The 20,817-nt window shown below is 68.7% G+C and carries 17 protein-coding genes; 13 read left to right on the plus strand and 4 right to left on the minus strand.

Features of this window, described 5'->3' with window-relative positions; all coding sequences use genetic code 11:
- Genes K8940_RS10235 through K8940_RS10250 form a run of 4 tightly spaced genes read left to right on the plus strand, consistent with a single transcriptional unit; the run spans position 1 to position 5,559 of the window.
- Positions 1–945 carry an ornithine cyclodeaminase family protein gene (locus K8940_RS10235; RefSeq protein ID WP_223395262.1) on the plus strand — a complete coding sequence of 315 codons (945 nt, stop codon included), beginning with the start codon at positions 1–3 and terminating at the stop codon, positions 943–945.
- Entirely contained in the window at positions 942–2,645 is a 1,704-nt protein-coding gene (locus tag K8940_RS10240; RefSeq protein ID WP_223395263.1) for a hypothetical protein, read from the plus strand. The genes K8940_RS10235 and K8940_RS10240 overlap by 4 nt, the downstream gene beginning before the upstream one ends.
- The gene (locus K8940_RS10245) at positions 2,633–3,955 is read left to right on the plus strand and encodes a CapA family protein (protein WP_223395264.1); all 1,323 of its coding nucleotides are present in this window, start codon (positions 2,633–2,635) and stop codon (positions 3,953–3,955) included. The genes K8940_RS10240 and K8940_RS10245 overlap by 13 nt, the downstream gene beginning before the upstream one ends.
- Entirely contained in the window at positions 3,952–5,559 is a 1,608-nt protein-coding gene (locus tag K8940_RS10250; protein WP_223395265.1) for a M20/M25/M40 family metallo-hydrolase, read from the plus strand. The genes K8940_RS10245 and K8940_RS10250 overlap by 4 nt, the downstream gene beginning before the upstream one ends.
- Before the next feature lie 3 nt (positions 5,560–5,562).
- Here K8940_RS10250 and K8940_RS10255 read toward each other — a convergent pair whose 3' ends face one another.
- Positions 5,563–6,624 carry a sialidase family protein gene (locus tag K8940_RS10255; RefSeq protein ID WP_223395266.1) on the minus strand — a complete coding sequence of 354 codons (1,062 nt, stop codon included), beginning with the start codon at positions 6,622–6,624 and terminating at the stop codon, positions 5,563–5,565.
- Between the two features lie 148 nt (positions 6,625–6,772).
- On the opposite strand from K8940_RS10255, the gene K8940_RS10260 reads away from it, so the two are divergent.
- Both K8940_RS10260 and K8940_RS10265 read left to right on the plus strand, forming a co-directional pair.
- Positions 6,773–9,601: an alpha-L-rhamnosidase gene (locus K8940_RS10260; protein ID WP_223395267.1), complete on the plus strand. Its 2,829-nt coding sequence runs from the start codon at positions 6,773–6,775 to the stop codon at positions 9,599–9,601.
- A 33-nt stretch (positions 9,602–9,634) separates the two neighbouring features.
- Complete coding sequence (locus tag K8940_RS10265; protein WP_223395268.1) at positions 9,635–10,417, plus strand: DUF1080 domain-containing protein; 783 nt, start codon at positions 9,635–9,637, stop codon at positions 10,415–10,417.
- On the opposite strand, the gene K8940_RS10270 is transcribed toward K8940_RS10265, so the two are convergent.
- Complete coding sequence (locus tag K8940_RS10270) at positions 10,414–11,421, minus strand: LacI family DNA-binding transcriptional regulator (RefSeq protein ID WP_223395270.1); 1,008 nt, start codon at positions 11,419–11,421, stop codon at positions 10,414–10,416. The two genes, K8940_RS10265 and K8940_RS10270, sit on opposite strands and share 4 nt — an antisense overlap.
- A 180-nt stretch (positions 11,422–11,601) precedes the next feature.
- Between K8940_RS10270 and K8940_RS10275 the strand changes: the two genes are divergently transcribed.
- From K8940_RS10275 to K8940_RS10295, 5 genes are read left to right on the plus strand one after another with little or no spacing between them, the layout of a single operon-like run.
- Positions 11,602–12,843: an MFS transporter gene (locus K8940_RS10275; RefSeq protein WP_223395272.1), complete on the plus strand. Its 1,242-nt coding sequence runs from the start codon at positions 11,602–11,604 to the stop codon at positions 12,841–12,843.
- A 4-nt stretch (positions 12,844–12,847) separates the two neighbouring features.
- Positions 12,848–13,816, plus strand: a complete 969-nt coding sequence (locus K8940_RS10280; RefSeq protein WP_223395274.1) for a sugar phosphate isomerase/epimerase family protein — start codon at positions 12,848–12,850, stop codon at positions 13,814–13,816.
- Complete coding sequence (locus K8940_RS10285; protein WP_223395276.1) at positions 13,816–14,952, plus strand: Gfo/Idh/MocA family protein; 1,137 nt, start codon at positions 13,816–13,818, stop codon at positions 14,950–14,952. The genes K8940_RS10280 and K8940_RS10285 overlap by 1 nt, the downstream gene beginning before the upstream one ends.
- Positions 14,949–16,004 (plus strand): sugar phosphate isomerase/epimerase family protein, encoded by a 1,056-nt coding sequence (locus K8940_RS10290; protein WP_223395278.1) that lies wholly within the window; start codon positions 14,949–14,951, stop codon positions 16,002–16,004. The genes K8940_RS10285 and K8940_RS10290 overlap by 4 nt, the downstream gene beginning before the upstream one ends.
- Positions 16,005–16,036: 32 nt before the next feature.
- Positions 16,037–16,411, plus strand: coding sequence for a c-type cytochrome (locus K8940_RS10295; protein WP_223395280.1), 375 nt, complete (start codon positions 16,037–16,039; stop codon positions 16,409–16,411).
- Positions 16,412–16,535: 124 nt separating this feature from the next.
- On the opposite strand, the gene K8940_RS10300 is transcribed toward K8940_RS10295, so the two are convergent.
- On the minus strand, positions 16,536–17,438 hold the full coding sequence (locus tag K8940_RS10300) for a DUF1080 domain-containing protein (RefSeq protein ID WP_411675592.1): 903 nt from the start codon (positions 17,436–17,438) through the stop codon (positions 16,536–16,538).
- A gap of 106 nt (positions 17,439–17,544) precedes the next feature.
- On the opposite strand from K8940_RS10300, the gene K8940_RS10305 reads away from it, so the two are divergent.
- Together K8940_RS10305 and K8940_RS10310 are read left to right on the plus strand one after the other, a co-directional pair.
- Entirely contained in the window at positions 17,545–19,293 is a 1,749-nt protein-coding gene (locus tag K8940_RS10305) for a GMC oxidoreductase (RefSeq protein ID WP_223395282.1), read from the plus strand.
- Positions 19,293–19,862, plus strand: a complete 570-nt coding sequence (locus tag K8940_RS10310; protein ID WP_223395283.1) for a gluconate 2-dehydrogenase subunit 3 family protein — start codon at positions 19,293–19,295, stop codon at positions 19,860–19,862. The genes K8940_RS10305 and K8940_RS10310 overlap by 1 nt, the downstream gene beginning before the upstream one ends.
- Here the strand turns inward: K8940_RS10310 and K8940_RS10315 are convergent.
- Positions 19,859–20,749: a LysR family transcriptional regulator gene (locus tag K8940_RS10315; protein ID WP_223395284.1), complete on the minus strand. Its 891-nt coding sequence runs from the start codon at positions 20,747–20,749 to the stop codon at positions 19,859–19,861. The two genes, K8940_RS10310 and K8940_RS10315, sit on opposite strands and share 4 nt — an antisense overlap.
- Between the last annotated feature and the right edge of the window lie 68 nt (positions 20,750–20,817).

Consider the following 20,817-nt stretch of genomic DNA (forward strand, 5'->3'; position numbering starts at 1 on the left):
ATGAAGCTCCTCGACGAAGCCGCTGTTCTGCGAGGTCTCGACATCGAGGGCTGCCGGACGGCGGTGCGGCGGGCGATGATCGCCCTGTCTGCGGGGGAGACCCGGCAACTGCCCCGCTCGATCATTCCGATCGGCGCGGGCCGGCTGTTCGGCCAAATGCCGGGCGCGCTGCTCTCGGACGGCTATTTCGGGGCCAAGCTGGTCAGCGTCTTCGCCGAGCCCGACCGTCCCGGGCGCACCGCGCACCTGGGCGTGGTGGTGCTGTTCGACGCCGAGAGCGGCCAGGCGGTATGCGTCGCCGACGCCGGCGCGATCACCCTGATCCGCACCGCCGCCGGCACGGCCGTGGCGACCGACGCCCTGGCGGTTCCGAACGCCGAGCGGTTGACGGTCATGGGCTATGGCCATCAGGCCAGCGCCCATATCGAGGCCCTGGCGCGCGTGCGGCCATTGCGCGAGGTCAGGGTCTGGGGCCGCTCGATCGAACGGGCCCAGGCGTTTTGCGCGGCGATGGCCGAGAAGACCGGCCTGGCGATGATCGCTGTCGCCGATCCTCGCGCGGCGGTCGCGGACGCCCAGATCGTCTGTACGGTCACGGGCGCGGTCGAGCCGATCCTGTTCGCCGACTGGCTGACGCCCGGGACCCATGTGAACCTCGTCGGCGCCAGCGTCGCTTCGGCGGCCGAGGCCGAGGCCGCTGTCGTCTCGGTCGGCCGCTATTTCGTCGAGAGCCGGGAGTCGGCTCGCAACGGCGCGGGCGAGTTCCTGCGCGCGGTCGCCGCCGGACTGGTCACCGACGACTGCATCCAGGCCGAGATCGGCGAGGTTTTGGCCGGAACCCGTCCGGGGCGCCAGTCGGACTCGGACATCACCGTCTACAAGTCCATCGGTCACGCCGTGCAGGACCTGGCGGCCGCGGCCTATCTTCACGAGCAGGCGCCATGACCCTTATCCACCGTCTCAGCGGCGTGACCGCCGCCCTGGTTCTGACCGCCTGGAGCGCGAGCGCCCAAGCCGATCCGTCGCTGGCGGTCCTGCTGAAGCCCAGCGCCATGGACGACGCCAAGGGCGCGGGGACGGTGGAGATCGAGATGCGGTTCTCGGCGCTGCCCGCCACCGCCGGCGCGCCGCTGCTGAGCCTACCCATCGTCATCGCCAATACGGCCACGATCGCCGAGACCCTGACCGGTCTGAAGGCGACCGACGCTGACGGAGACGTCCCTCTGACGGTGCGGGACGATCCGGCCCAGGGGCTGGTCTGGTCGCGCCACTGGCTAGCCGGCCGGGCCACGCGCGGGTCGGTCGTCGTGCGCTACGTCGCGCCTGTCGACAACACGCCGCCCAAGCGCGGCTCGGGTCCGCCCTACGCCCTGCGCACCGAGGGCGGCGGTGTCTCGGGCGTGGGCAACACCTTCGTCCTGCTGCCGGAGGAGAAGATCGCGCGGAAGATCACTCTGCGCTGGGATCTGGGCGCACTGCCCAAGGGTTCGACGGCGACTTCCAGCTTCGGGGAGGGCGATGTCGCCTTGCCCGACGGTCCCGTCGATCAACTGGCCTCGACCGTGTTCATGGCCGGGCCGATGAAGCGCGAACCGACCGTGGTGTCCGAGGCCGGCTTCTCGTCGGCCTGGCTGGGAACGCCGCCGTTCGATCCCGCGCCGCTGATGGCCTGGACCAACCGGCTGCACGGCTGGATGAGCGGCTTCTTCCGGGACAAGGGCGTCCCGCCGTACCGGGTGTTCCTGCGCTACAACCCGATCAACGCCGGTGGCGGCACGGCTCTGACGCGCTCGTTCCTGACCACCTATGGCGCCGACACCCAGGGCGACAGCCTGAAGGGCACGCTGTCTCACGAGATGGTCCACACCTGGACCGACTCCAATGCCGGCCAATGGTACGGCGAGGGCGTGGCGGTCCACTACCAGGGTCTGCTGCCGTTCCGCGCGGGGCTGCTGTCGCCCGAGGAATTCCTGGAAGACCTCAACGACACCGCGCGACGGTATTACGCCAATCCGCTGAACGACACGCCCGACCAGGAGATCGCGCCGCGCTTCTGGGAGGACACCCGCATCCGCGTGCTGCCCTACGACCGGGGCGGGCTCTATTTCGCGGTTCTGGACGGCCGCATTCGCCGCGCGACGGGCGGCAAGCGCTCGGTCGATGACCTCGTGCTGGAGATGAACCGCCGCTACGCCGCCGGCCAGACCACGGACGATGGGGCTTGGATCGACCTGGTCGTGAAGGAACTCGGCGAAGACGGTCGCAAGCTGCACCAGTCGATGCTGGCTGGCGCCCTGATGCTGCCCGAGCCCGACGACTTCGGACCGTGCTTCACGCGGACGACAGCCAAGGTCCGCCGTTTTGAGCTGGGCTTCGAGCCCAGGTCGCTGGTGGGGACCACCAAGACGATCCGGGGCCTTATCCCCGGTTCGGAAGCCGCCAAGGCCGGACTGAAGGACGGTGACGTCGTCACCTACGCCGTCGCCATGGACGGCGTGCAAGGGGACCCTTCGGCGACCCTGACCCTGAAAGTGACGCGCGACGGCAAGACCTTCCCGCTGACCTATCTGCCGCGCGGCGAGGCGGTCGCGGTCTATCAGTGGGCGCGTAAGCTGGGGACGGAGAGCCTGAAATGCGTCTACTGACCGCCGCGATCCTGGTCGCCGCCTTGGGTGGAACCGCTCACGCACAGGCGCCGGCGACCGTGAAGAACGGCTTCTCGCTGGCGGTGACGGGTGACCTGATCGGGCCCGAGAAGCCGATCACGGGTTACGGCGATCCCGGAACCCTGCGGATCCAGAAGCTGTTGTCGGGCGCCGACGCCGCCTTTGGCAACCAGGAAGGCGCGATCTTCGACCTCGACAAGTTCCCCGGCTATCCGGCGGCCCAAAACGGCGGGGGCACGCCGATCAACGACGCGGCCGTGGCCTTCGATCTGAAGGCCATGGGCTTCAAGATCATGTCGATGGCCAACAACCACGCCACGGACTTCGGCGTCGACGGCATGCTGGAGACCCATAGGTCGCTGGACGCCGCCGGCGTGGTTCATGCCGGCACGGGCGACAGCCTGACGGCGGCGCGCAGGCCGGCCTATGCGATGACGCCCAAGGGCGTGGTCGCCCTGGTGTCGTTCGCTGGCACCTATACCGACCTCTCGCTGGCCGCCGACGCCAATCCAGCCCGAGGCTTCCGCGCCCGTCCGGGTCTGGCGCCGTTGCGCTCACGCGAGCTGCAGCTCGTCACGGCCGACCAGATGCGGACGCTGCGCGGGATCGCCGCCCGCTCGGAAACGCCGGACGCCGCCAAGAATCCCGAGGTCTTCACCGCCGCCAAGACGGGCGAGGAGCTGACCATCGGTCGCACGACCTTCCGCGTCGAGGACCGCTCGGGGCTCAGCTACGATGTCAACGCCGACGACCGCGCCGCCGCCCTGGCCAGCGTCAAGGAGGCCCGGAGCAGGGCCGATCTCGTCGTGTTTTCGATCCACGCCCACGAGACGGCGTCGTCGGATCCCGAGGATGTTCGTCCGGCCGACTACATGGCGCCGCTGTTCCACGAACTGATCGACGCCGGCGCCGACGCGATCGTGCGCCACGGCCCGCATGCCCTGCTGGGCGTCGAGATCTACAACGGGCGGCCGATCTTCTACGGCATGGGCAGCCTGATGTTCCAGGTCGGTGACAAGAACCGGCAGTTCCGCGGCTTCACCCTGCCAGAAGCTTGGTACGACGGGGCCGTGGCGGTCAGCGAGTACCAGAATGGCCGCGTCGCGGTGATCCGCATCCATCCGTTCGTCCAAAACCTCGAGGATGATCGCCTGATCGGCACGCCCCGGTCGCCGTCGCACGACGAAGCCCAGCGGATTCTCAAACGCATCCAGGCCGCCTCGGTCCAGTTCGGTACGAAGATCGACATCGAGGGCGATGTCGGCGTGATCCGGGTGGCGGCGAAATGAAGCTGGCGCGACGGCAGGCGCTGGTCGGCCTGGGCGCGCTGGCCTTCGCCCGTCCGGCCTCCGCGCGCGCCGCCCAGACGCCGGACCTCGCCCTCTACCAGGCGATCCGCGACGAAGGACTGAAACACGGCCAGGCCATGACCTATGCGACCGGTCTGGTCGACGGCGTCGGCGCCCGCCTGATGGGCTCGCCGAACATGCGCCGGGCCTACGACTGGACGCTGGCGCGGATGCGCGAGATGGGGCTGAGCGATCCTCGCCTGGAGCCGATCGGACCGTTTGGCCTGTCGTGGCGACAGGTTCGCGCCTGGGCTCGAATGATCGCGCCCAGCGACGCCGCCTTCACCGCCGTGGCCTCGCCCTGGTCTGTGGCGACGAGAGGGGCGATAGAGGCGGAGGCGATCGCCGTGCGCCTGGACACCGACGAGGACCTGCGGGCCGCCAAGGGGCGTCTAGGCGGCAAGATCGTGCTGCTGGGGCCGCCGAAGACCCTGTCGGCTGCCGACCCCGCGATCGTTCGCTACACCGACGAGCAGGTCCTGAAGGGCGACGCCGCCGAGGCCGTGCGCGCCTACTACCGCACGGTCACGGAACGCCGCGTGCGTCAGGGGCGGGAAGGGCTGTTCAAGGCCCGGCGTAACGCTTTCCTGGCGGCCGAGCGCGTGGCGGCGGTGGTTCTCGACGGAGGCGGCGGCGAGCCCGACGTCATGGTGGTCGACGGCTCGGACCTGGGCGGCCGACCCTGGCTGACGGCCGAACGTCCGGTATTCCCCGTGCTGCACCTCGCGACCGATGGCTATGCCCGCTGCTGGCGTATGGTGGCGAGTGGCGTCCCGGTGCGCCTGGAGCTCGAGATCGTCACCGAGGAGGGCGACCCTGCCGAGCCGGGCTACAATGTGGTCGCCGAACTGCCCGGGACGGATGCGGCGCTGAAGTCCCAGATCGTGTTGGCCGGCGCGCATCTGGACAGCTGGGCGGCCGGCGCCGGCGCGGCCGACAACGGCGCGGGCGTGGCCGCCACTCTGGAAGCCGTCCGTATCCTGCGCGCCCTGGGCCTGAAGCCCGGCCGCACGATCCGCGTGGCGCTCTATGGCGGGGAAGAGCAGGGCCTGTACGGCTCTGAGGCCTATGCGCGCCGTCGCCTGGGCCATGTCCCGCGCTCGACCACGCCAGAGCAACTGGCCTTGCCGGTCGAGGGGCGCCGGACCAAGATCGGTCCGCTGGTCAAGGGACCGGAGTACGAGGACTTCTCCGTCGCCTTCAACCTGGACGGCGGCTCGGGGCGTATCCGGGGTGTCTTCACTGGCGGCGACCCGATGTTGGCCGCGCTCTATCGCGGCTGGATCGCGCCGCTGAAGGACCTGGGCGTGCTGGCGGTCTACGATGGGCCACATTGGCCCGCCGACCAGTCGACCTTCACCGAGATCGGCCTGCCAGGCATTTCGTTCCTGCAGGACCCGCTCGACTACGACGGCCGGGCGCACCACACGAACCTCGACACCCTGGAGCGTCTGTCGCCCGATGATCTGGCGCAGGCGGCGACCGTGCTGGCGATCTTCCTGATCAACAGCGCCAACGCCGACGAGAGGGCGCCGCGCCCCTGACGCCTACTTCAGGGCGGCCGGATCAACCTCGACGTGGCGGATGCCCCGCCGATTGACCGTGTAGGTGACGTGCACCTTGCCGTCGCGGGTCTGGATGATGGCCGGATAGGCGTAGCCATCCGGAACCGGTTGGCTTTCCAGCGTCAGCACCTCGCGCCAACTGACGCCGTCGTTCGAGATCGCGAGATTCAGCGGATAGCGGGGACCTTTGCCCGGCGTCTCGGGGCGCTGGCCCGCGTGGTTGTAGACCATCAGTTGGCGGCCGTCGGCCAAGGTCACGGCGTCCGTGCCGGAGTTCGGATTGGGCAGGTCGATCGTCGAGAGCGGGCTCCAGGTCCTGCCGCCGTCCTTCGACCAGGTCTGGGCCAGCGCGCCCTGGCGGGTGCGGGCTACGGCCTCGAGCGCGCCGCCGGGATGGAAGAGGATGCTGGGCTGGATCGCGTCGATCTTCAGCGGCGAGGCGACCGGGGCGGTCTTCGTCCAGGTGTCACCACCATCTTCGCTGCGCTCGAAATAGAGGCTCCAGCCGCCGCCGTCGGCCTGGGTCACGCCTTCGGACTGCTCCGAACTGACCGGCGAGAGCCAGGCGCCGTCGGGCAGGACCACGGGCTTGTTCTTGATCGGTCCCAGGATGCCGTCCGGCAGGCGGCGGGGCTTGCTCCAGGTGCGGCCGTCGTCGCTGGAGGTGATGACCATGCCCCACCAGGCCTGGGGGCTGGGACCGACCTTGTAGAACAGGAAGAGGTCGCCCTTCGGCGCCTGGAACAGCACGGGGTTCCAGGTCGGCAGGCGCGGCCCATCCGCCTGGACGCCATTGGCGAGTTCACGGGCTTCCTGCCACTGTCCGCCGAGGCGGCGGGCGAACCAGATGCCGACGTCGGGATTGCGCTCGTGCGTGCCGCCGAACCAGGCCGCCGCCAGGGTGCCGGCCGTGGTCTCAACGATGGTCGAGGCGTGAGACTGCGGGTAGGGAGCGTTCACATAGACCGGCTCGACCTTGAGGATCGCCTGGGGAGCGGCCGTGGCAGGCGCGGAGAGCAGGCAGGCGCCGACAAGGGCGAGCATGGATCCCGAACGACGAAGGGGTGACAGGGCGGCCATGGGTCCTCCTTGTTCCTTACGCAAAGCGACTTGCACTGAGCGGCGAAGCCCTCTGGTATCGGTAACGCGCATGGCCGCCTAGGTCCGAAGTAAGCGTCACGAGGGAAGAGGCATGGCCAGGTTGAACCGCAGGACCGTCGTGGGATTGGCCTTGGGCGCGGCCGGCGCGGGTCTGGCGGCCGGCGGGGCGATGGCTCGAGACACCGGCCTGGCGGCCGCCGACCTGCGCGTCGAATGGCTGACCCAGCCCGTTGGGATCGACACGCGTCGTCCGCGTTTCCGCTGGCTGCTGGGTGTGGACAAAACGCGGCGGGGCGTTTCGGCCGCCGGCGCGCGGGTCATCGTCGCCAGTTCGCCGGAACGCCTGGCCGCTCGGCAGGGCGATGTCTGGGATAGCGGACCTCGGAAAGGGGGGCGCCTGACGCTGGCGCCGGACAAGGACCTGATCCTGATGTTCCACACGCCGTACTGGTGGGCGGTCGAGATCGTTGACGCGGACGGCGCCCGGCGCTGGAGTCCGGCGGCCCGCTTCGTCACCGGCATCCTCGACGCCTCCGAATGGCGTGCGCGCTGGATCATGGCGCGGCCCGAGAAGGTGCGCGGGAACCATGTGCGGGGCGTGGACAAGACCCTGGCCGATCCTGCGGACACGGCCTTGCCCCTGCTGCGCAAGCGCTTCGATCTCCAGGGACTGCCCGCGCGGGCGGTGGTCTCGGTCAGCGGCCTGGGTCATTTCGAGCTGACGGTGAACGGCAAGCCCGTGACCGAAAGCGTGTTCAATCCGGGCTGGACGGCCTACGACCGCACGGCGCTGTACACGACCTACGAGGTCGGCGACCTGCTGCGGCCGGGCGCCAACATGCTGGGCGTGATGCTGGGCGGCGGTATGTACGACGTCGAGAAAATCCCTGGCCGCAAGTCCAAGTTCGTCGACAGCTACGGCCGCCCCAAGCTGCTGCTGCAACTGAGCCTGTACTACACCGACGGCCATGTGAAACACGTCGTCAGCGACGCCGACTGGCAGGTCACGGAGGGGCCGATCGTCTTCGCTTCGATGTTCGGCGGCGAGGACGTCGACGCGCGGCGCGAGCGGGTCGGCTGGAACCTGGCGGGCGCCGACGAGGCCGGCTGGCGACCGGCGCTGGCGGCTCCGCCGCAGAAGGCGCGGCTGAAAGCCCAGGGTGTTCCGCCGATCGTCGCTCATCGCCGCTTCCAGCCCGTGGCGATCACCGAGCCCAAGCCGGGCGTCTTTGTCTACGATCTGGGTGAGAACTTCTCCGGGCGTCCGGATTTGGTGGTGCGCGGGCCAGCCGGCGCCAAGGTGACGCTGACGCCCGCCGAGGTGCTGGGCGAGGACGGCCTGGCCTGGCAGCGCAGCTTCAACGCAGGTCCCGACCGCTGGGTGCTCTACAACTTCACCCTGGCCGGCCAGGGCGATGAGCGCTTCACGCCCCGCTTCAACTACCATGGCTTCCGCTACCTGCAGGTCGAAGGCGCGGCGCCGGCGGGACGGGTCGGCGTGGGCGTTCCGGAGGTCGTGTCGCTGACCGGCGAGTTCCTGCATGCGGACCTGCCTCAGGTCGGAATCTTCGACTGCGACGATCCCCTTTTCGTCCGCATTCATGGCCTGATCGAGCGGGCGGTGGTCAGCAACGCCTTCAGCGTCCTGACCGACTGTCCCCATCGCGAGAAGCTGGGCTGGCTGGAGCAGACCCACCTGAACGCGGCGACCATCCTCTACAATCGCGACGCCGCGACGCTGTACGAGAAGATGATCGGCGACATCGTCGACACTCAGCAGACCGACGGCATGGTTCCGGGCATCGCGCCCGAATATGTCGCCTTCCTGGAGCCCGACGGTCGCGATCAGGACGCGCGCAACTCGCCCGAGTGGGGCGCGGCGGTGGTGCTGAGCCCCTGGGCGGCTTACCGGGCCTACGGTGATCCCAAGGCGATGGCGGACGGCTATCCGGCCATGTGGCGCTACGTCGACTACCTGGCCTCGCGCGCCGACGGGCACATTGTCGATTTCGGCCTGGGCGACTGGTACGACGTGGGGCCGGGCAAGCTGGGCGCCTCGCAGCTGACCAGCCGGGCGCTGACGGGCACGGCGACCTACTACCAGGCGCTGGACGCCCTGGGGCGGGTCGCGCGCGTGCTGGGGCGGCCGGCGGACGAGGCCCTCGAGGCGCGCCGTCGGGCCGAAGCGGTCAAGGCGGCCTTCAACCGGCGCTTCTTCGATCCGACCGCCGGGACTTATGATCGCGGCAGCCAGACCGCCACGGCCATGCCGCTGGCCTTGGGCATGGTTCCCCCGGGGCGCGAGGGCCAGGTGCTGGACGCCCTGGTGCGGGCCGTGCGGGCCAGCAACGACGGCGTCACCGCAGGCGACGTCGGCTTCCACTATGTTGTGCGGGCCCTGACCGAGCACGGTCGCGACGACGTGCTCTTCGACATGATGTCGGTGAAGGACCGCCCCAGCTACGGCTACCAGCTGGCGCGCGGCGCCACCGCCCTGGCCGAGGCTTGGAACGCCGATCCGACCAAGTCGCTGAACCACTTCATGCTGGGCCACGGCGAAGGCTGGTTGTTCGGGGCCCTGGCCGGTGTCACCGTCGACTTCGCCGCGGAGCCAAACCGGGTGATCACCGTGGCGCCGAAGCCGGTCGGAACCGTCAACGGAGCGTCCGCGACCTATCGCTCGACCCTAGGCGAAGTGAAGAGCGCCTGGCGACGCGAGGGCGGTGTGATCGCGCTGGACGTCGATGTGCCGGCGGGCGCGCGGGCCACGGTGCTGTTGCCGACCAGCCGTCCGGACAAGGCGCTGGAGGCGGGACGGCCGGCGGCGAAAAGCCAAGGGGTCATCGCGGCGCGAAGCGTGAAGCAGGGTCTGGAAATGATCGTGGGATCGGGCGCCTATCGGTTCTCGGCGTCGGTCTGACGAAGCGCCGCTCAGGGAGGAGCAAGAAGAGCCATGAAGACGAAGAACCTCATCGCCACGACTCTGGGCTTCGCCGTCCTGGCCGGGGCCGCAGCCCTGGCCCAGACCAAGCCAGAAGACACTGAGGTCTGGACGCCGACGCCGCCCAAGGTCGCCCCGGCCAAGGACGCCGGCGGCGCGCCGTCGGACGCGGTGGTGCTGTTCGACGGGCGCGGCCTGGACCAGTGGGTCGCGTCCCAAGACAAGTCGCCGGCCGGCTGGACGGTCGCCGACGGCGTGATCATCGTGAACAAGGCGCGGGGGAACATCGAGACCAAGCGAAGCTTCCGCGACTACCAGCTGCATCTGGAATGGCGCATCCCGGCGGACATCGCCGGGGCGGGCCAGGCGCGGGGCAACAGCGGGGTCTTCCTGGCGTCGACGGGGCCGCGCGACCAGGGCTACGAGGTGCAGATCCTCGACAGCTACGAGAACGCGACCTACGTGAACGGCCAGGCGGGCAGCGTCTACAAGCAGCATCCGCCGTTGGCCAACGCCAGCCGCGCGCCGGGCCAGTGGCAGACCTACGACATCATCTGGCGCGCGCCGGTGTTCGGCGCGGACGGGGCGCTGGCCAAGCCCGCCACCGTGACGGTGATCCACAATGGCGTCTTGGTGCAGGACAACGCCGTCCTGGCCGGCGAGACGGTCTATATCGGCAAGCCGACCTACAAGGCCCACGGGCCCGCGCCGATCAAGCTGCAAGCGCACGGCGATCCCAGCGCGCCGATCAGTTTCCGCAACATCTGGGTGCGCGAGCTGGCGCCGCGGCCCTAGGCCGCCGGCGGCGCCGTGCTCTCGCGCACCACCAACTGGTGGGGCAGGGTGACGTTCTGCAAACTCGTGGCCCGGTTGGCCAGGATGTCGAGCAGCAGGCGCACGACCTCGTGGCCGATCTGCTCCTTCGGCTGGCTGACCGTGGTCAGCTGGGGGTGCAAGTACCGGGCGAAGCGGATGTCGTCGAAGCCGACCAGTGAGACGTCGGTCGGGCAGGTGAGGCCGCGTTGGCGGATCGCCTCCAGCGCGCCCATGGCCATCTCGTCGCTGAAGCAGAAGATCGCCGTGGGCCGGCCCGGCTCGTCCAGCAGTTCGCCGGCCTGACGCATGCCGGACTCGATCGAGAAGTCGCCGATGGCCATGCGCAGGGCGCTGGCGCGTCCGTGGCGCTGGGCCGCCGCCAGCACGCCGGTCAGGCGGTCGCTGCTGATCGGGCTGGCCAGCGGGCCCGTCACAACGCCGATCCGGGTGTGGCCCAGGCCGTAGAGGTGCTCCATGACCTCGGCGGCGGCGCGTTCGTTGTCGATGTGGGCGCTGGAGACCGCCAGGCCTGGCCGGAACTCGCAGCCGTTGACGATTGGCGTCTTGGGGCCCTTGGCCGCGACCATCTCGGCCAGGACGTCGGGCAGGCGATGGCCCAGGAAGATCAGGCCGTCGGCTTCCTTGCGGCGGAACATGGCCGCGTATTGCTCCTCGCGCGCCTCCTCGTGGCGGGTGTCACCCAGCAGCACCGAGTAGCCCGCGGCCAGGGCGGCTTCCTCGACGCCCCGGATCACCTGCGAGAAGAACGGGTTGGAGATGTCCGGCACGGTGACCAGGATCTTCTCGGTGCGCAGGGTGCGCAGGCTCTTTGCCGCGAAGTTCGGCTCGTAGCCGAGGCGCGCGACCGCCTCCATCACCTTGGTGCGGGTCGTCTCCAGCACCAGTTCGGGCGCGCTGAACACCCGTGAAACCGTCGCCGTGGAGACGCCCGCGTCGCGCGCAACATCTTGAATGGTCGCCATCGGCGGGACACTGGCGACTGGGCGGGCCCTTGGCAAGGCGCAGCTGTCGCGTCCGGATCGGCCTTTAGCTGGTTGCCGGTTTAGCGGACCCCTGTTATCGATGATTTCGATTACATCGGAGCGGAGGCGGCCCAAATGGGCCGAAACGGCCGCCCAAGCTGGTCGGGGAGGGCCAGAACCATGAAGACGAGCTTCCGGCTCTTCCTGATGATGGTGCTGCAACTGGCGATCTGGGGCGCCTGGGCGCCGAAGATCTTTCCCTACATGGGCATGCTGGGCTTCGCGCCGTGGCAGCAATCGCTGGTCGGCAGCTCGTGGGGCGTGGCCGCCCTGGTCGGCATCTTCTTCTCCAATCAGTTCGCGGACCGCAACTTCTCGGCCGAGCGCTTCCTGGCGGTCAGCCACCTGATCGGCGGCCTGGCCCTGGTCGGGACCGCGTTCGCGACCAGTTTCTGGCCCTTCTTCGCCTGCTACCTGATCTTCAGCCTGGTCTATGTGCCGACCCTGTCGGTGACCAACTCGATCGCCTTCGCCAATCTGCGCGATCCGGCCGCCGACTTCGGCGCGGTGCGCATGGGCGGCACGGTCGGCTGGGTGCTGGTCAGCTGGCCCTTCGTCTTCCTGCTGGGCGCCCATTCCTCGGCCGAACAGGTGCGGTGGATCTTCCTGGTCGCGGCGATCCTGTCGTTCGTCTTCGCCGCCTATTCGCTGACCCTGCCGCATACGCCGGCCCGCAAGGACGCGCCGGGGATCGACAACCTGGCCTGGCGGCGCGCCTTCAAGCTGCTGGCCGCGCCATTCGTGCTGGTGCTGTTCCTGGTCACCTTCATCGATTCCGTGATCCATAACGGCTACTTCGTCATGGCCGACGCCTTCCTGACTAATCGCGTTGGGATCGCCGGCAACCTCAGCATGGTGGTGCTGAGCCTGGGCCAGGTGGCCGAGATCCTCACCATGTTCTTCCTGGGTCGCGTGCTGGTCAGGCTGGGCTGGAAGATCACGATGATCATCGGCGTGCTGGGCCACGCCGCGCGCTTTGCGGTCTTCGCCTTCTTCGCCGACAGCATCCCGGTGATCGTGGCCGTGCAGTTGCTGCACGGGATCTGCTACGCGTTCTTCTTCGCCACCGTGTACATCTTCGTCGACGCGGTGTTCCCCAAGGACGTCCGCTCCAGCGCCCAGGGTCTGTTCAACCTGTTGATCCTGGGCGTCGGCAACGTGGTCGCCAGCTTCCTCTTCCCGTCGCTGATCAGCCGTCTCAGCGCTGGCGGGACGGTGGACTACACCAGTCTGTTCCTCGTCCCGACCGGCATGGCCTTGGCGGCCGTGGTCCTGCTGGCCCTATTCTTCCGTCCGCCGTCGCGTGGTCCGGTCGCCGAGACCGATGACGTTCCCGCCACCGCCAGCCCGGCTCAAGTCTAGTCCCATGCAAAAGGAAAGCCTCGTGCGCTCAACCGCTTACGAAACCCGAGCCGCCGCCCTTTCGCGGCGCGGACTGCTGGCCGCCGGCGCGGCCACCCTTGGCGCGGCCTTCGCCGGCGCGGCCGCTGCGGCCGAGACGCCGTTCTTCCAGCGCCACAAGCTGCCCGTCGGCATCCAGCTCTACAGTCTGGGTCCGGACCTGGCGAAGGAGCTGGACGCCCAGCTCGCCACGGTGGCCAAGATCGGCTTCAAGTCGGTGGAACTGGCCGGCTATCTCGGCCGCACCCCGGCCGAGCTGCGCGCCGCCTTCGACAAGGCCGGACTGGTCGCCCCCAGCGCCCACATCTCGCCCAAGGGTCCGAACGGCTTCAGCGGCGATCTGGCCAAGCTGGCCGACGAGCTGCACGTGATCGGGGTGAAGTCGGCGATCATGCCGATCCTCTACATCCCGGACCGCTTCACCGGCGCGGATCTGCGCCAGGCCGGCGCCCAGATGACCGCCGACGACTGGAAGTGGAACGCCGACTTCCTGAACGAGAAGGCCGCCGTGCTGAAGAAGGCCGGCATCGTCAGCGGCTACCACAACCACAATTTCGAGTTCGCGCCGCTGGGTGACACGAATGGCATGGAGATCCTGCTGAAGGGCACGGATCCGAACCTGGTCACCTTCGAGATGGACGCCGGCTGGGTCACGGCCGCGGGCCAGGACCCGTTCGCCCTGCTGAAGGCCTATCCGGGCCGCTTCACCCAGATGCACGTCAAGGACATCAAGCCGACCACCAAGGCCAATTTCGTCCTGCAGCAGGATCCGACCGAGGTCGGCGGCGGCATGATCGACTGGAAGAGGCTGCTGCCTGCCGCCTATGGCACCGGGGTCCGGGGTTTCTACTACGAGCAGGAGCCGCCGTTCGCCCACGCCCGGCTGGAGTCGGCCAAGATCAGCTACGACTACCTGGCCAAGGTGGTCGCCTGATGAGCCTGCGACTGGCCATGGTCGGCGGCGGACCGGGCTCGTTCATCGGGCCCGTGCACCGCATGGCCGCCGAGCTGGACGGCCGCATCCGACTCGTTGCCGGGGTATTCAGCCGCGACCCGGCCAAGAACGCCAAGGCGGCCGCCGACTGGGGCGTCGCGCCTGACCGGGTCTATCCGGATCATCACGCGATGATCGCGGCCGAACGGGCGCGGGGCGATGGTGTCGACCTGGTCTCGGTCGTCACGCCCAACCACCTGCATTTCGACGTTTCGGCCGCCGCGCTGCGGGGCGGCCTGCATGTGATCAGCGACAAGCCCGCGACCCTGAACCTGGCCCAGGCGCGGGAGCTGGCCGAGGTGGTCGCCGCCTCGGGCAAGCTCTATGGCCTGACCTACACCTACACCGGCTATCCGATGGTCCGCGAGGCGCGCGAGATCGTGGCGCGCGGCGATCTGGGCGCCGTGCGCAAGGTGGTCGTCGAGTATTCGCAGGGCTGGCTGTCGAAGCCGCTGGAGCGCGACGGCGACAACAAGCAGGCCAGTTGGCGAGCCGATCCCGCCCAGTCGGGCGTCGGCGGCTGCATCGGCGACATCGGCGTGCACGCCTTCAACATCGCCGAGTTCGTGACCGGCGTTCGCGTCGAGCGCCTGTGCGCCGACGTCTCGACCATCGTGCCCGGGCGAGGCCTGGACGACGACTGCAATGTGCTGCTGCGGTTCGAGGGCGGCGCGCGGGGCGTGCTGATCGCCTCGCAGGTCTCGGCCGGCGCGCGCAACGGCCTGACCCTCAGCGTCTATGGCGAGAAGGGCGGCCTGACCTGGTCGCACGAGGATCCCAACTTGCTGACCCTGGACTGGCTGGACGGCCCCAGCCAGGTGCTGCATGCCGGCTCGGGCTATCTGGGCGCGGCCGCCCGCGCTGTGACGCGGCTGCCGACGGGACATCCGGAAGGCTTCATCGAGGCCTTCGCCAACATCTATCGCGACTTCGCCGACGCCATCGCGAGCGGCCAGGGCGGCGGGTTCGTGCCCGACATCGCGGAGGGCGTGCGCGGCATGGCCTTCGTCGAGCGCGCCGTGGCGGCCAGCCGGGACGACGCGGGCTGGGTCACGCTTGAAGGAGCAGGGCGATGAAGACGCTCAAGGGGCCGGCCATCTTTCTGGCCCAGTTCATCGGCAGCGAGCCGCCGTTCGACAAGCTGGAGACTATGGCCAAGTGGGTCGCGGAGCTCGGCTATGTCGGCGTGCAGATGCCGACCGGCGGCGCGGACTCGTTCTTCGACCTGGCGCTGGCGGCGGAAAGCCAGACCTATTGCGACGACATCGCCGGCCTGCTGGCCGGACATGGCCTGCGGATTACCGAGCTGTCGACCCACCTGCAGGGCCAACTGGTCGCGGTGCATCCGGCCTATGACGAGCTGTTCGACGGCTTCGCCCCGCCGGAGCTGCGCGGCAAGCCCAAGGAACGCCAGGAATGGGCCGTGGGACAGGTCAAGGCCGCCGCCGTCGCCAGCCGGCGCCTGGGGCTGAAGGCCCACGCCACCTTCTCGGGCGCGCTGGCCTGGCCGTACTTCTATCCTTGGCCGCAGCGGCCCGCGGGCCTGGTCGAGGAAGCCTTCGCCGAATTGGGCCGCCGCTGGAAGCCGATCCTGGATGTCTTCGACAACGAAGGCGTCGACGTCGCCTACGAGATCCATCCGGGCGAGGACCTGCACGACGGCGCGACGTTCGAGCGGTTCCTGGACGAGGTGGGCGGCCACCCGCGCGCCAACATCCTCTACGACCCCAGCCACTTCGTGCTGCAGCAGCTGGACTATCTGGCCTACATCGATCGCTATCACGAGCGGATCAAGGCCTTCCACGTCAAGGACGCCGAGTTCCGGCCGACGGCTCAGTCGGGCGTCTATGGCGGCTATCAGGGCTGGGTCGATCGGCCGGGGCGTTTCCGTTCGCTGGGCGATGGCCAGGTGGACTTCAAGGCGATCTTCTCCAAGCTGGCCCAGTACGACTATGACGGCTGGGCGGTGCTGGAATGGGAGTGCGCCCTCAAGCATCCCGAGCAGGGCGCCCGCGAAGGCGCGCCGTTCATTCGCGACCACATCATCCGGGTCACGGACAAGGCGTTCGACGATTTCGCCGGCAGCGGGTCCGACGCCGGCCGCAATCGCCGGCTACTGGGCCTGTAGGCCACCGCCCTTTCTGACGGAGAGCACCCTCGATGAAGTTCCAGCTTACGCTCGCCGCCATCGTGGCCGGGGCAATCCCGGCCGCCATGGCGACCAGCGCCGTCGCCGCGCCCTCGGGGCAGCAGGTGTTCGAGCAGCGCTGCACGGTCTGCCATTCGTTGCAGCCCCAGCCGGGCAAGATGGGCCCGCCGCTGGCCGGGGTCGTCGGTCGCAAGGCCGGGACCGCGCCCGGCTTCGCCTACAGCGCCGCGATGAAGGCCTCGGGCATCACCTGGACGCCTGACCAGCTGGACGCCTTTATCAAGGCCCCAGGCAAGACTGTGCCGGGGACCAAGATGCTGCTGGGCGCGCCGAACGCCGACGACCGCGCCGCCGTGATCCAGTATCTGGGCTCGCTGAAGAAATAGCCCTTGGAAGCTCTGACGGCGCCTAGAGCATTTCCCGATCCGGATGGATCGGTGAAATGCTCCAAGTTTTTGATTTAGAGCCCTTTTTATCCGACTGATCGTTTCGATCAGGTCGGAAAGGGCTCTAGCGCGCCGTCAGCTCCTGGATCTGGATGTCCTTGAACTCGATCGGGTGGCCCTCGCTCTGCAGGGCGATGTAGCCCTCGGTCACCGGCTGGGCACCGCGCGCCAGGATGTAGGGCTTGGCGCCGCCCGCGACGGTGTCGTCGGGATCCAGGGTGGCGTCCGCATAGTGGTGGACCGCCACGCCGTTGATCTTCTGGGTGATCTCGCCGTTCGGCAGGACGTCGAGTTCGGCCTGGACCCAGGTCCCGTTCGGGATGGTCGGGGCGTTGGCGGGGACCGTGCAGTGCTCTTTGACCTTGGCGCCGTCGATGGTGATGGTGATCCCCGGCGTACAGACCGCGCCGGTGGGACGGGGCGCGTCGCCATCCTTGCCGAGCAGCTGGAACTCGACCGAGACCGGGAAGGGCTGGTCGACCGTCATGCTTTCCGGGCTCTGGCTGAGAAACATGATCCCGCTGTTGCTGCGCGCCCAGGCCGGCGTGTCCGGCAGGCCGCCTTCGGTGAGGAAGCGGTAGGTCAGGCGCAGGCGATAGGCCTTGAACGGGGTCTTGTAGAACAGGTGTCCGAACTGGCCGTCCAGCTTGTCGTAGCCGGCGTAGGACACCCGGATCGCGCCATGGTCGACCACGAAGGTGTCGCGATAGTTCTCGCCGGCGGGATGCTTGGCGACCTTCGGCGTCCAGCCGTTCAGGGTCTTGCCGTCGAACAGGGGGCGCCACGGCCCGGCCTTGGGCTCCTGGGCGCTGGCGGCGACGCTCGCGCAAAACGCCAGGCCGCCCAGCAGCAATCCGGCGGCGAGGCGGCGAGTCCGAACGGTTGGTCTGCTCATGGTGTCCTTGTTCCTCCCTGTGACACGACGATTTTGACGTGAAATGCCGAGCTTTCTTGCAATGTAACCCATTTCATGGAAGCCTCCAGGCAAGAATGAAGGGGTCGCCGAGGTCGGGGCGTCGCGTTGCTTAAAGCTTCCGGCGTGGTCCATCGAGCGTCCGCGCAAGGGAGCGAACATGGCCAATCTGAACGGCCGCGCGCGTCGAAAGAACACGTACGACGCCATCGTGGTGGGTAGCGGTATTACCGGCGGCATAGCCGCCAAGGAGCTGACCCAGAAGGGCCTCAAGGTTCTGGTCCTGGAGCGGGGGCGCATGGTCCGTCACCTCGAGGACTATCCGACCGCCGTCCTCGATCCCTGGCAGACAAAGTACCCGCAGGGACAGCTGCCGCAGGCCGAGCTGGCCGCGCACTATCCGGTGCAGCGCCGCACCAACTACACGATGACGGAATACACCCAGCACTTCTTCGTCCGCGACGACGAGAACCCGTATTCCGAGGAAAGCCGCTTCGACTGGATCCGGGGCTATCACGTCGGCGGCCGCTCGCTGACCTGGGGGCGCCAGAGCTATCGTCACAGCCCGATCGACTTCGAGGCCAACGGCCGCGAGGGGATCGGGGTCGACTGGCCGATCCGCTACGAGGACCTGGCTCCCTGGTACGAGCACGTCGAGCGCTTCATCGGCGTGTCAGGCCAGCGCGAGGGCCTGGCCCACTTCCCCGACGGCCACTACCAGCCGCCGATGGAAATGAACTGCGTAGAGAAGGCCTTCAAGGCCAAGTCCGAGGCGCGCTTTCCCGAGCGCCGGGTCTCGATCGGCCGGGCGGCGCACCTGACCGAGCCGACCGAGGAGCAGCTGAGCCTGGGTCGCACCAAGTGCCAGTTCCGCAACATGTGCATCCGCGGCTGCCCGTTCGGCGGCTACTACAGCTCAAATTCCGGTGGGCTGGTGGCGGCGGAACGCACCGGCAACATGGTGATCCGGCCCAACTCGATCGTCACCGAGCTGATCTATGACGAGAAGGCGGGCAAGGCGACCGGCGTGCGCATCCTGGACGCCGAGACGAAGAAGGACGAGGAGTTCTACGCCGACGTCGTGTTCCTGTGCGCCTCGGCCTTCAACTCGACCTGGATCATGATGAACTCGACGAGTTCGCGGTTTCCCAATGGTTTCGGCAACGCCAGCGACCAGCTGGGCCGCAATGTCATGGACCACCATCTGGGCGTGGGCGCGACCGGCGAGGCGCCCGAGTTCGCCGACATGTATTATTCGGGGCGGCGGCCGAACGGCATCTACGTGCCGCGCTTCCGCAACCTGGGCGACGCGGCCACCAAGCGCAGCGACTATCTGCGCGGCTTCGGCTACCAGGGCGGCGCCTATCGGGCGGGCTGGGACCGGGATCTGGGCAATCGCGCCCAAGGCGCCAAGGGTTTCGGCGCGAGCCGCAAGGCCGCGCTCAGCCAGCCTGGTCCTTGGACCATGGGGCTGGGCGGTTTCGGCGAGATCCTTCCCTACGAGGACAACCGCGTCACCCTGAACCGAGACGTGAAGGACGCGTTCGGCCTGCCGACCCTGACATTCAACGTCACCATCCGCGAGAACGAGATCGCCATGCGCCGCGACATGCAGAATGCGGCGGCCGAGATGCTGGAGGCGGCGGGCTTCAAGAACGTCCAGGGCAAGGATGGCGGTTACGCGCCAGGCCTGGGCATCCACGAGATGGGCACCGCCCGCATGGGGCGCGATCCCAAGACCTCGGTGCTGAACGCCCACAACCAGGTCCACGAGTGCAAGAACGTCTATGTCACCGATGGCGCGGCCATGACCTCGGCCTCGTGCGTGAACCCGTCCCTGACCTACATGGCGCTGACGGCGCGGGCCGCCGACCATGCGGTCAAGGCTCGCAAGCGGGGAGACCTGTGATGCTGAACCGACGCGATGCAATCCGTGGCTTGGCCCTGGCGGTCGGGGTTGGAGCTTCCGGCTGGGCCGAGCGCGCCCTGGCCGCCGCCGCGCCCGCCCCGGCCCTGACCTGGACCCCTACCGCCCTGACGCAGGACCAGGCCCGGCTGCTGGACGTGGTCGCCGAGCTGATCATCCCGGCGACGGACTCCCCCGGCGCGCGCGCGGCCGGCGTGCCGCAGTTCATCGACCGCGCGGTCGGCGACTACTACGAGAAGAGTCAGGTGGAACAGCTGCTGGGCGGGCTGGCGCGCATGGACGCCGACGCCCGCGCGGCGCATGGCGACGCCTTCGTCGCGCTGGCTCCCGAGCATCAGGTCGCGCTGCTGACGACCTATGACCAACAGGCTGGTGTCGCGCGAGGCCAGAACCAGTCCCACTTCTTCACGGCGCTGGAGGACATGGTGACGGTGGGCTACTTCACCTCCGAAGCCGGCGCGACCATGGCCTTGCGGTATGATCCCGTTCCCGGCGCGTACCACGGTTGCGTGCCGCTCTCCGAAGTCGGCCGAGCCTGGGCGACGCGCTAGTCGAGCAGTCGCAGGAAGTTGACCAGCGGCGGGGCGATGTCGTCGCCGCGCCAGGCCAGCCCCGTCTCCAGCTCGGGCGCCTGGCCCGCCAGCGGAACGTAGCGGACGCCGGTCCGAGCCAGGTTGCGCAGGGACGCCGGCACCAGGGCGATCCCCAGGCCGCTCGACACCAGGCTGATGATCGTCTGCATCTGGATGGCCTCCTGGACGATCCGCGCCCGTCCGCCCAGGGCGGTGAAATAGCCGGTGACCAGGTCGTGGAAGGCCGGGGCGACCTGTCTGGGGAACAGGATCAGCGGCGAGGCCAGCACCTCATCGGGGGACAGCGCCTCGGCGTCGCCGATGCGTCCGGAGTCGATCCAGGCGCTTGGAACAGCGGCCACTAGAGGTTCGCGCAGCAGCCGGCGATAGCTCAACGACAGTGGCAGCGGCTGTTCGGCCGACGGGATGATGATGCCCGCGTGCCGCTCGCCGTTCACCAGCGCGGGCAGCTGCACGTCGCTGGTGGCTTCGACCAGCTGGATCTCGACATTGGGGAAAGCCTGGGAATACCGCCGCACCAGGGACGGCAGGACGCTGTAGTCGGCCGTGCTGACGAACGACAGCGACAGCCGTCCGGTCTGGCCGTCGCGGATGCCGCGCGCGAGGGTGGGCAGGTCGTCGAGGCTGGACAGGACCTCCAGCACGTGCGGCAGCCACTGCTCGCCCAGCGGCGTCAGCCGCACGTTGCGCTTGGTGCGGGCGAACAGCGGGGCGCCCAGCACACGTTCCAAGCTCATGATCGACTGGCTCAGCGGCGGCTGGGTCATGTGCAACCGTTCCGCGGCGCGACCGAAATGCAGGGTTTCGGCCACGGCGGCGAAATGGCGGAGTTGCCGAACGTCCATTTGATATCTCGCACGACTTAGTGCGCTCTTACTAATATATTTTGCGGACGGATTGAATGGCCGTAAAA

Source organism: Caulobacter segnis (assembly GCF_019931575.1).
GTDB lineage: Bacteria > Pseudomonadota > Alphaproteobacteria > Caulobacterales > Caulobacteraceae > Caulobacter > Caulobacter segnis_C.

Excerpts from the sequence above, each read along its gene's own strand:
- K8940_RS10235 (WP_223395262.1), top strand. The coding sequence starts at position 1 with ATGAAGCTCCTCGACGAAGCCGCTGTTCTGCGAGGTCTCGACATCGAG.
- K8940_RS10240 (WP_223395263.1), top strand. The coding sequence starts at position 942 with ATGACCCTTATCCACCGTCTCAGCGGCGTGACCGCCGCCCTGGTTCTG.
- K8940_RS10245 (WP_223395264.1), top strand. The coding sequence starts at position 2,633 with ATGCGTCTACTGACCGCCGCGATCCTGGTCGCCGCCTTGGGTGGAACC.
- K8940_RS10250 (WP_223395265.1), top strand. The coding sequence starts at position 3,952 with ATGAAGCTGGCGCGACGGCAGGCGCTGGTCGGCCTGGGCGCGCTGGCC.
- K8940_RS10255 (WP_223395266.1), bottom strand. The coding sequence starts at position 6,624 with ATGCTCGCCCTTGTCGGCGCCTGCCTGCTCTCCGCGCCTGCCACGGCC.
- K8940_RS10260 (WP_223395267.1), top strand. The coding sequence starts at position 6,773 with ATGGCCAGGTTGAACCGCAGGACCGTCGTGGGATTGGCCTTGGGCGCG.
- K8940_RS10265 (WP_223395268.1), top strand. The coding sequence starts at position 9,635 with ATGAAGACGAAGAACCTCATCGCCACGACTCTGGGCTTCGCCGTCCTG.
- K8940_RS10270 (WP_223395270.1), bottom strand. The coding sequence starts at position 11,421 with ATGGCGACCATTCAAGATGTTGCGCGCGACGCGGGCGTCTCCACGGCG.
- K8940_RS10275 (WP_223395272.1), top strand. The coding sequence starts at position 11,602 with ATGAAGACGAGCTTCCGGCTCTTCCTGATGATGGTGCTGCAACTGGCG.
- K8940_RS10280 (WP_223395274.1), top strand. The coding sequence starts at position 12,848 with ATGCAAAAGGAAAGCCTCGTGCGCTCAACCGCTTACGAAACCCGAGCC.
- K8940_RS10285 (WP_223395276.1), top strand. The coding sequence starts at position 13,816 with ATGAGCCTGCGACTGGCCATGGTCGGCGGCGGACCGGGCTCGTTCATC.
- K8940_RS10290 (WP_223395278.1), top strand. The coding sequence starts at position 14,949 with ATGAAGACGCTCAAGGGGCCGGCCATCTTTCTGGCCCAGTTCATCGGC.
- K8940_RS10295 (WP_223395280.1), top strand. The coding sequence starts at position 16,037 with ATGAAGTTCCAGCTTACGCTCGCCGCCATCGTGGCCGGGGCAATCCCG.
- K8940_RS10300 (WP_411675592.1), bottom strand. The coding sequence starts at position 17,438 with ATGGGTTACATTGCAAGAAAGCTCGGCATTTCACGTCAAAATCGTCGT.
- K8940_RS10305 (WP_223395282.1), top strand. The coding sequence starts at position 17,545 with ATGGCCAATCTGAACGGCCGCGCGCGTCGAAAGAACACGTACGACGCC.
- K8940_RS10310 (WP_223395283.1), top strand. The coding sequence starts at position 19,293 with ATGCTGAACCGACGCGATGCAATCCGTGGCTTGGCCCTGGCGGTCGGG.
- K8940_RS10315 (WP_223395284.1), bottom strand. The coding sequence starts at position 20,749 with ATGGACGTTCGGCAACTCCGCCATTTCGCCGCCGTGGCCGAAACCCTG.